Annotated in this window: 9 protein-coding genes and 2 pseudogenes; 5 read left to right on the top strand and 6 right to left on the bottom strand. The window is 63.5% G+C overall.

The window, feature by feature from the left end:
- The 3 genes and pseudogenes from EN914_RS13805 to EN914_RS13795 all read left to right on the top strand — a co-directional run.
- Positions 1–283, top strand: a pseudogene (locus EN914_RS13805) (epoxide hydrolase); the annotation flags it as partial.
- 37 nt (positions 284–320) lie between these two features.
- The gene (locus EN914_RS13800; protein WP_024503231.1) at positions 321–1,352 is read left to right on the top strand and encodes an Ldh family oxidoreductase; all 1,032 of its coding nucleotides are present in this window, start codon (positions 321–323) and stop codon (positions 1,350–1,352) included.
- A gap of 42 nt (positions 1,353–1,394) precedes the next feature.
- The gene (locus tag EN914_RS13795; RefSeq protein ID WP_024503232.1) at positions 1,395–2,420 is read left to right on the top strand and encodes a proline racemase family protein; all 1,026 of its coding nucleotides are present in this window, start codon (positions 1,395–1,397) and stop codon (positions 2,418–2,420) included.
- Between the two features lie 17 nt (positions 2,421–2,437).
- On the opposite strand, the gene EN914_RS13790 is transcribed toward EN914_RS13795, so the two are convergent.
- Genes EN914_RS13790 through EN914_RS13770 form a run of 5 tightly spaced genes read right to left on the bottom strand, consistent with a single transcriptional unit; the run spans position 2,438 to position 6,648 of the window.
- A complete protein-coding gene (locus tag EN914_RS13790; protein ID WP_024503233.1) occupies positions 2,438–3,211 on the bottom strand; it encodes a LamB/YcsF family protein in 774 nt (257 codons plus the stop codon).
- Positions 3,212–3,248: 37 nt separating this feature from the next.
- On the bottom strand, positions 3,249–3,638 hold the full coding sequence (locus EN914_RS13785; RefSeq protein ID WP_024503234.1) for a biotin attachment protein: 390 nt from the start codon (positions 3,636–3,638) through the stop codon (positions 3,249–3,251).
- A complete protein-coding gene (gene accC / locus EN914_RS13780; protein WP_024503235.1) occupies positions 3,628–5,001 on the bottom strand; it encodes an acetyl-CoA carboxylase biotin carboxylase subunit in 1,374 nt (457 codons plus the stop codon). The genes EN914_RS13785 and accC overlap by 11 nt, the downstream gene beginning before the upstream one ends.
- Positions 5,002–5,006: 5 nt before the next feature.
- Complete coding sequence (locus EN914_RS13775) at positions 5,007–5,438, bottom strand: biotin/lipoyl-containing protein (protein WP_024503236.1); 432 nt, start codon at positions 5,436–5,438, stop codon at positions 5,007–5,009.
- Positions 5,439–5,445: 7 nt separating this feature from the next.
- Positions 5,446–6,648: a pyridoxal phosphate-dependent aminotransferase gene (locus tag EN914_RS13770; protein WP_024503237.1), complete on the bottom strand. Its 1,203-nt coding sequence runs from the start codon at positions 6,646–6,648 to the stop codon at positions 5,446–5,448.
- Positions 6,649–6,851: 203 nt separating this feature from the next.
- On the opposite strand from EN914_RS13770, the gene EN914_RS13765 reads away from it, so the two are divergent.
- Together EN914_RS13765 and EN914_RS13760 are read left to right on the top strand one after the other, a co-directional pair.
- Positions 6,852–8,030 (top strand): FAD-binding oxidoreductase, encoded by a 1,179-nt coding sequence (locus EN914_RS13765; protein ID WP_024503238.1) that lies wholly within the window; start codon positions 6,852–6,854, stop codon positions 8,028–8,030.
- Between the two features lie 106 nt (positions 8,031–8,136).
- The gene (locus EN914_RS13760; RefSeq protein ID WP_013525162.1) at positions 8,137–8,790 is read left to right on the top strand and encodes a GntR family transcriptional regulator; all 654 of its coding nucleotides are present in this window, start codon (positions 8,137–8,139) and stop codon (positions 8,788–8,790) included.
- A gap of 54 nt (positions 8,791–8,844) precedes the next feature.
- On the opposite strand, the pseudogene EN914_RS13755 reads toward EN914_RS13760, so the two are convergent.
- Positions 8,845–9,068, bottom strand: a pseudogene (locus tag EN914_RS13755) (VOC family protein); the annotation flags it as partial.

Below are 9,068 nucleotides of genomic sequence, written 5' to 3'. Positions count from 1 at the left end.
GCTCTACTGGTTCACCCGGACTGTCGCTTCGTCGATGCGGCTCTATTGGGAAACGCGCGCCCGTCCGCTTGCATTCGCGTCCGGCACAGCGATCAACGTCCCGCTTGCAGTGGCTTTGTTCCCCAAAGAGCTGCCGATGCCGCCCAGGAGTTGGGTCGAGCGCGTCTTCAAGGACATCCGCCAGTGGACAGCGATGCCGCGCGGTGGTCATTTCGCAGCCCTCGAGCAGCCCGCTTTGCTTGCACAGGATCTAACAGCCTTTGCCGGTGGTCTGGATTTTTGAAGCAGCGTTTGCGCACAGCCAAACCCGAAGGCCAGAAATGACCAAAACCACGATCACCATCGATGCCCTGCATGAGCGCGTCGATGCAATTTTCCGCAAGGCCGGACTGAACCCCATTCAGGCCAGCGCCATCACAAGGGTCATCGTCGCGGCGGAACGCGATGCCTGCAAGTCACATGGCATCTACCGGATCGAAGGCGCCCTGCGGACGATCAAGGCCGGAAAGGTGAGCCCACACGCGGTGCCCGAGTTGTTGCCGCAAGACGCACCGGCCATCGTCAAAGTGGATGCGAAGCACGGCTTCGCCAACCCAGCCTTCGAACTGGGTCTGCCGGTGCTGATCGAGCGGGCACGCTCCTGCGGCATTGCCGCACTCGCGATCAATGATGCGGTGCATTTTTCCGCCCTTTGGGTGGAGGTCGAAGCTTTGACACAGGCAGGCCTGACCGGCCTGGCCATGTGCCCGAGCTATGCCACCGTCGCTCCGACCGGTGGCAACGGACCGTTGCTGGGCACCAATCCTTTTGCCTTTGGCTGGCCGCGAGAAGCGCAGCGTCCCTACGTTTTCGACTTCGCGACCTCGGTTGCCGCGCGCGGCGAGATCGAGCTCCACCGCCGGGCAGGCAAGAAGCTGCCGGAAGGCTGGGCCATGGATTCGGACGGCAGGCCAACGACCGATCCCGAAGCCGCCCTGGCGGGCGCCATGCTTCCCTTCGGCGGGCACAAGGGCTCCGCCATCGCGACGATGATCGAGCTGCTCGCCGGGATCATGATCGGCGACCTGACCAGCCCCGAGGCGCTCAATGTGCTCGGCACCACGACGCTCTATCCATCGCATGGAGAGTTGGTCATCGCTTTCTCGCCGAAAGCCTTCGCCGCCGGCCGGCCCGGCAATCCGCTGGGCCGTGCTGAAGCGCTGTTCGAGGCGATCCTTGGCCAGGGCGCGCGCCTGCCCTCTCAGCGGCGGTTCCTTGCTCGTGCGACATCGGAGAGAGACGGCATCGTCCTATCGCACCAGGAAATGGAACAACTCGATCGTTTTCTCGAACGAGGGCTCGACGCGGTCTGAATCGGTATCGCCAGGGCCAAGACCAATCACAGGAGGAGAAAAATGCGCTGGACGAAAACATTCACGGTCGTCGGCTGCCATGCCGAGGGCGAAGTCGGCAATGTGATCACCGGAGGCGTCAAGGACGTTCCGGGCAAGACCATGTTCGAAAAGAAGGAGTATCTCGAAGAGCATATGGACGACATTCGTGGGCTGCTCTTGTTCGAGCCGCGCGGTGCGCCCTACGTCAACGGCAACATCATCCTGCCGCCTTGCGATCCCTCGGCGGATCTCGGCTACGTCATAATTGAAAGCACGGAATACCCGCCCATGTCGGGCTCAAACACCATCTGCGTCGCCACCGTGGCTTTGGAGACGGGCATGGTGCCGATGAAGGAGCCCGAGACATTGCTGCGCATAGAAGCGCCGGCCGGCATGATCGAGGTGCGCTGCCGCTGCGAGAACGGCAAGGTGAAGCAGGTGGAGTTCACCAATGTGCCGGCTTTCGCGTTCCACCTCGACACACCTGTCGAAGTCGAGGGGTTCGGCACGATCACCGTCGACACCTCCTATGGCGGCATGACTTTCGCCCATGTGAATGCCCGTGCACTGGGCTTTTCCATAACACCCGACGAGGCCCACCAGATGTCGCTGATCGGCCAACGCATCAAGAAGGCGGTCAACGAACAGCTCAAGGTCGTGCATCCGGAGAACGCGAAGATCCGCGACGTGTCCAACGTGATTTTCGAAGGTCCTATCGAGCGCATCGACGGGCGCGTGGATAGCATCAACGGTACGGTGTGCCTGCATGGCAGGCTCGACCGCTCGCCGACCGGCACCGGCACCACCGGGCGGCTGGCGGTGATGTCGGCAAAGGGGCAGATCGCCAAGGGCGAGCTGTTCCGCAACAGGTCGATCATCGGTACTCATTTCGATTCCCGCGTGATCGCCAATGCGCGTGTTGGCAATCACGACGCTGTCGTGGTCACCATCGCCGGACAGGCCTGGATTACCAGCATCGGCCAATATGGTCTCGACCCGACAGATCCCTATCCGCGCGGACATCGCCTCAGCGATGTCTGGTTCTGAAACGGACCCGACCGTGCTCAGGCCGCGAACGCTCTGACCCTGACGCCGCTCGCCTCCAGCCGTCGCCGGACGCGCGCGGCGATGGCGACGGCCGCCGGCGTGTCGCTGTGGACGCAGATCGAATCGATCGGCGTCTGCAGCATCTGTCCGGAAAGCGTCTCGATGGCACCTTGCTTGACCATTCGCACGACCCGTTCGGCCGCCTTCTCGGCGTCGTGGATGACAGCGCCTTCCAGCTTGCGCGAGACAAGAAAGCCTTCCTCCGTATAGGCGCGGTCGGCAAAGATTTCCGACCTGACCGTCAGGCCCTCGTCGCGCGCGATCCTGTCCTGGAAGCCAAGCGCAATGGCCAGGCAGATCAGGCCGGGATCGACGGCCTTGACTGCGCGCGTCACCGCTTCGGCGACGCCACGGTCGGTCTGGGTAAGATTGCCTAGCGCGCCATGCGCCTTCACATAGCGGATCGGGTGGCCGGCATAGGCGGAAAGCGCCTGCGCCGCGCCGATCTGGTAGGCGACCAGCCTTTCGATCTCATCCATGGAATGCGGAATGATGCGGCGTCCGAATCCCCACAGATCGGCGAAGCTCGGATGCGCGCCAACGGCAACGCCCTTGTCGCGCGCCATCGAGAACGTGGCCGCCATGATCTCGGGGTCGCCGGCATGAAAGCCGCAGGCCACATTGGCGGAACTGACGATGTCGAGGATCGCCGCATCGTCGCCGAGCCTGTAGGCTCCAAAACCCTCGCCCATGTCGGAGTTGATATCGACCTGCAATCCTTGGGCCGCCATGGCGTTTTCCTCAGTGGTTCGAACCATCGCCTTTGCTTCACACCAGCTCGTAGAGCGGCGTGCCGTAGCCGACGACCGCTCCGTCCTCGACCAGCGCCGCGCCCAGCACGCCGTCTACCGGCGCGAGTACGGCCCTCAGGCATGGGCCGACCTGCAGGACGCCGACCGTCTCGCCCTTGCGAACCACCTGGCCAGGTCCGGCAATCGGCCGACCGGTCGTTGGATGATCGAGACGGAACACACCGACGCCGGGCGCGCGCACGCCCTTGAAGGCCGTTTCGGCCTTCGGGGCTTCGGCCGGGGGTGTCGAGGCAACAACGGATTGCATGTGCAGGCGCAACGAAAAGCCGGCCTCCGACACTTCGATCTCGCCGATGCCGGCGCTAGCGCACCAGGCGGCCAGCCTTTCGATCTCCTCAATCGTCATCGCCGCCTCGTCCCTCGAGCAGACCACCTTCAATGAGACGTTCAAGATGATGGATATCGAAGCCTCCGGCGGCGAAGCCGGGCTCCTCCATCAGGAGGCCATGGAGCGGCGCGTTGGTGGCGATGCCGACAGCCTCCATCTCGCCCAGCGCGCCGCTCATGCGCCCGATCGCCTCGGCCCGCGTCGCGCCATGCGCCAGCAGCTTGGCCACCAGGGAATCGTAGTGCGGCGGTACGGTGTAGCCGGAGTAGAGATGCGATTCGACGCGGATTCCCGGGCCGCCGGGCGGCGTCCAGCGCTCGACCCGGCCCGGATGCGGGCGAAAGCTGTAGGGATCTTCAGCGTTGATGCGGCATTCGACAGCATGGCCCTGGATGCGGATGTCTTCCTGGCTGAATGACAGCGGTTCGCCCCGGGCGATGCGGATCTGCTCGCGCACGATATCGATGCCGGTGACGAGTTCGGTGACGGGATGCTCCACCTGCACGCGGGTGTTCATCTCGATGAAAGAGAAGCGCCCATCCTCGTAGAGGAATTCGAATGTGCCGGCGCCGGTATAGCCGATGGTCAGGCATGCGCGGGCACACAGTTCGCCGATTTCGGCAATCGCCTCGCGGGCGATTCCCGGCGCCGGCGCCTCCTCGATGATCTTCTGGTGGCGGCGCTGCATGGAGCAATCCCGTTCGCCTAACCACACCGCCTTGCCATGCTTGTCCGCCAGAATCTGAGTCTCGATATGGCGCGGGTGCTCGAGGAATTTCTCCAGATAGACATGCGGGTTGCCGAAGGCCCGGTCCGCCTCTTTCACCGCCATCGAAACGGCTTCCATCAGGGCGTGCTGCTCGCGCACGATGCGCATGCCGCGCCCGCCGCCGCCGCCCGCCGCCTTGACGATGACCGGATAGCCGATGGCCTCGGCAATAGCGCGCACCTCCTGCTCATCCTGCGGCAGCGCGCCCTCCGAACCCGCAACGCAGGGAACGCCGGCGGCGATCATCGTACGCTTGGCGGAGACCTTGTCGCCCATGGTGCGGATCGCCGCCGCCGACGGCCCGATGAAGGCAAGGCCGGCATTCTCGACAGCCTCGGCGAAGGCGGCGTTTTCCGAGAGGAAGCCGTAGCCTGGATGGATCGCGCCCGCGCCGGTGAGTTGCGCGGCCGCGATGATCTCGGCGATATTGAGATAGCTCTCCGTCGCGGTAGCCGGCCCGATGCAGATCGCCCTGTCCGCCAGCGCAACATGGCGAAGGCTCGCATCCGCATCCGAGTGCGCTGCCACCGTTTTCAATCCGAGATCGCGGCAGGCGCGCAGGATGCGCAGCGCGATTTCACCGCGGTTGGCGATGAGAACGGTATCGAACATGGCCGCTAGCCCTCATCTTCCAGAACGAACAGCACGTCACCGGACTGCACGGCGGCATGATCGTCGAAAGCGATCTGGACGATCCGCCCAGCGCGGTCGGATTCCACGGCATTGAAAGTCTTCATGGCTTCGAGGACGCCGACCGTCTGCCCTTCCACGACCACATCGCCAACCGAAGCGAGCGGCGGTTCGCCTTCGGTGCCGGAACGGTAGAACACGCCGGTCAGTGGCGCGCGGATCGAATGCCGGGCGATGGGCGGAGCTGTCGAAGCCGGATTTGTGAAGACGGCAGGGCCGGCGGTTGGCTGCAGCGAAGGCTTCGCCAGCGCCGCCTGCCTGGATATGCGGATACGAACGCCATCGCGCTCGATCTCCAGTTCGGCAATGGGCGAACGCGAGACAAATTCGATCAGCTTCTGGACGAAGTCGAGATCCATCGCCGGCCTATCGCAGCGCTTCGACGGCCTCGGCAATGCGCCCGATCGCTTTTTCGATCAGGTCCATCGACGTGGCTATGGAAATGCGGAAATGCGGCGACAGACCGTAGGCAGAGCCCTGCACCACCGCGACCCGTGCCTGATCGAGCAGGTAAAGCGAGAAGTCGTCGTCGCTGCCGATAGGAGTGCCGTCCGGGCGGCGACGGCCGATCAGGGCCGAGCAATTGGGGTAGAGATAGAAGGCGCCCTCGGGCGTCTGGCAGGTGAGGCCAGGAATCTTGCGCAGCAGCTCCAGCGCACGGTCGCGCCGGGCCTGGAATTCGAGCGCCCGCGGGCGAAGAAAGTCCTGAGTGCCTTCAAGTGCGGCGATGGTCGCGGCCTGCGAGATGGATGACGGGTTCGACGTGCTTTGGCTCTGCACGGTCGCCATGGCGCGGATCAGCTCTTCCGGCCCGCCGGCATAGCCGATCCGCCAGCCGGTCATGGCGTAGGCCTTCGACACGCCGTTGACCGTCAGCGTGCGGTCCTTCAGCCGCGGCTCGACGCCGGCGATGGTGTGGAACGCGCGCCCGTCGAACAGGATATGCTCGTAGATGTCGTCGGTCAGAACGTGCACATGCGGGTGATCGAGCAACACCGCCGCCAGCCCCACAAGTTCGTCGCGGCTGTAGACGGCGCCGGTCGGATTGGAGGGCGTGTTGAGCAGCAACCATTTGGTGCGCCCAGTGATCGCGGCTCGCAGGGCTTGCGGTGTCAGCTTGAAGCCCTGCGCCTCCGTGCAGGGAACGACCACGGGCTTGCCTTCGCCGAGCAGGACGATGTCGGTGTAGGAAACCCAATAGGGCGCCGGGACAACCACCTCGTCACCGGGGGCCAGCGTTGCCAGCAGGGCGTTGTAGATGATCTGCTTGGCGCCGCCCGCGACACTGATTTGCGAAGTCTCGTAGTCGACGCCGTTCTCGCGTCTGAATTTTCCGGCCACCGCCTTCTTCAGCGCGGCGGTGCCGTCGACCGCCGTATAGCGCGTCTCACCCCTGCGCATCGCCTCGTAGGCCGCCTCGACGATGTGCGGAGGCGTCGGAAAATCCGGCTCGCCGGCGCTCAGACTGATCACGTCGATGCCGGCCGAGCGCATTTCGATTGCCCGCGCGGTGACCGCCATGCTGGGACTTGGCTTGATGACGTCGAGACGGGGAGCGATGAGGCCCACGGGAAATCCTCGGCATGGCTGCCGCGACGTTGCCGGGCAGGTGATATCTGTTACAAATTGGATAATGTATTCTGTTTTTCACGTCAAACCTCTTTTTCTGCATCGAAGACCGGGTTATGTCTCGTTTTGGAGGTGGACCGATAGAGGAAGATATCCAATCCTTGTCGCCACGGATGATATTCGAGATAGGGAACACGATTGGTATGGGCACAAACTATGATGTGGTGATCGTCGGCGGTGGCGTTGTCGGCAGCTCGATCGCCTACTTTCTGTCAGCCAATCCTGATTTCGATGGCAGGATCGCGGTGATCGAGCGGGACCCGTACTACACGGCCTCCTCGTCTTCCTTGTCGACCAGCGCCATCCGCCAGCAGTTCGGCACGGCGCCCAACATTGCCATGTCGAAGTTCAGCATCGACTTCCTGCGCCAGGTAAAGACGCGGCTTGCCATCGGCGACGAGTTGGCCGACATCGGCCTGCATGAGCCCGGCTACCTCGTGCTGGCGACACCCGAGCGGGCAGACGCGCAGCGTGCCAAGAACCGCGTTCAGCGCGGCATGGGCGTCGACGCCGAACTGATCGAGCAGGTCGATCTGGCACGACGCTTCCCGTGGCTCAACACGGACGATCTCGCCCTTGGCTCACTCGGCCTTGGCAGCGAAGGCTGGTTCGACGGCCCCGGCCTGATGCAGGCCTTCCGTCGAAAGGCGCGCACGCAGGGCGTGAACTATCTTGCCGCGACGGTGACCGGACTGACTATGGCGTCTCCCCAAAAGGTCGGCGAAGTGGTGCTCGACAATGGCGACCGGCTTGCCGCCGGCACGGTGATCAATGCGGCCGGACCATGGAGCGCGGGCATTGCCAGGATGGCCGGCGCCGAGCTGCCGGTTGTCCCGAGCAAGCGCTGCGTCTTCGTCTTCGAAACGCCGGCAAGGATCGAAAACTGCCCCTTCGTCTTCGACACGAGCGGCTTCTGGCTGCGGCCGGAAGGTCAGCTCTTCCTGTGCGGTATTCCGCCGGTGCGCGACAACGAGCCGGACGATTTTGGCCTGGATGTGGACTACGACCTGTTCGACGAGTTGATCTGGCCGGCGCTCGCCCATCGTGTGCCCGGGTTTGAGCAATTGCGGATGCTGCGCGCCTGGGCGGGGCTCTACGAGTACAACACCTTCGACCACAGCGGCATCATCGGCCGGCATCCCGAGATCTCGAACTTTGTCCTGGCCACCGGCTTCAGCGGCCACGGCATGATGCATGCAGCGGCGACCGGGTCGGGGGTCAGTGATCTCATTGCCTATGGCGAGTACCGCTCTGTCGACCTGTCGGCCTTCCGCTATGAAAGGATCGCTGGCAATCAGCCTATCGAGGAACATGTCTACTGAAGCGAAACGGGCGACATGGCATCGCGGTGACAACGGTGCTATGCGTCCACTTCTTCCATCAACACGGCGCCAGTCAACAAACAAGGCGGCCGCCCCAGGCTGATTCATGCTCGTACAGAAGAAAACCATCTCGACCCAGGTCGCCGATGCCATCAGGCAGAAGATACTGATCGGTGAATACGAGGCCAATTTCCAACTGCGGCAGGAACATCTGGCCACCGAGTTCGGTGTCAGCCGAATTCCGGTGCGAGAGGCGCTGCATCAGCTTCATTCGGAAGGCTTCGTCACGCTGGTTTCCCACAAGGGCGCCGTCGTCACCTCCATTTCCCTGGACGAGATCCTCGAGCTCTACGAATTGCGAGCCCGGATCGAAACATGGCTACTGGCCCTGGCCATTCCAAGGATGACGGAGGCAGACCTCGCGCTGGCCCGCGAGCGCGCAAAGCAGCACCAGGAGCAGGGCAAGACCGGCGAGTACTCGAACCAGCTCAACTGGAACTTCCACGCCGCGCTCTACCAGCCGTCCGGCCGCAAGGCGACGATCGAACTGGTCGGGCGCATCTACCAGCAGCTGGAACGCTACACGCGCATGATGGTGACGCTCACCGAAATCCAGGCCCAGTCCGACCGCGACCACTGGCAACTCATCGACCTGTGCGAAGCCAAGGATACGCTGCGCGCCGTCGGCCTGTTGGAAATGCATATCATCACCAGCGGTAAATTCCTGGTCGACCGGCTTCAGGAATTGCGGGGAAGCTGACGGACCAGTCGTTCTTGGGCCTAATCGGCCTCCCCAATCCTTTGCGTTGGTGGATCATTTGCCGGGCAGATTGGTTGCCCGGGTCAGCAGGATCACGCCTGCCTTGTCGGCTGTGTCGTAGTAGGTGAAGCCGGTGCGGTTTTCCCGGCGCCCGCGCATCAGCACGGCAAGCCCGTCGGTTTTCGCCTTGGTTTCGGCTGCGTCCGCATCACGAACCTCGAAGCCGATATGGAAGACGCCTTCACCCTTTGTATCGAGATGAATCCGCTGCGGTGAAG

Origin of the sequence: Mesorhizobium sp. M7A.F.Ca.CA.001.08.2.1 (genome assembly GCF_003998455.1) — a bacterium.
GTDB lineage: Bacteria > Pseudomonadota > Alphaproteobacteria > Rhizobiales > Rhizobiaceae > Mesorhizobium > Mesorhizobium ciceri.
This window is presented reverse-complemented; position numbering and strand designations above follow the sequence as displayed.

Coding starts and splice junctions, on each gene's coding strand:
- accC (WP_024503235.1), bottom strand. CDS start 5,001: ATGTTCGATACCGTTCTCATCGCCAACCGCGGTGAAATCGCGCTGCGC.
- EN914_RS13785 (WP_024503234.1), bottom strand. CDS start 3,638: ATGACGATTGAGGAGATCGAAAGGCTGGCCGCCTGGTGCGCTAGCGCC.
- EN914_RS13795 (WP_024503232.1), top strand. CDS start 1,395: ATGCGCTGGACGAAAACATTCACGGTCGTCGGCTGCCATGCCGAGGGC.
- EN914_RS13760 (WP_013525162.1), top strand. CDS start 8,137: ATGCTCGTACAGAAGAAAACCATCTCGACCCAGGTCGCCGATGCCATC.
- EN914_RS13800 (WP_024503231.1), top strand. CDS start 321: ATGACCAAAACCACGATCACCATCGATGCCCTGCATGAGCGCGTCGAT.
- EN914_RS13775 (WP_024503236.1), bottom strand. CDS start 5,438: ATGGATCTCGACTTCGTCCAGAAGCTGATCGAATTTGTCTCGCGTTCG.
- EN914_RS13790 (WP_024503233.1), bottom strand. CDS start 3,211: ATGGCGGCCCAAGGATTGCAGGTCGATATCAACTCCGACATGGGCGAG.
- EN914_RS13765 (WP_024503238.1), top strand. CDS start 6,852: ATGGGCACAAACTATGATGTGGTGATCGTCGGCGGTGGCGTTGTCGGC.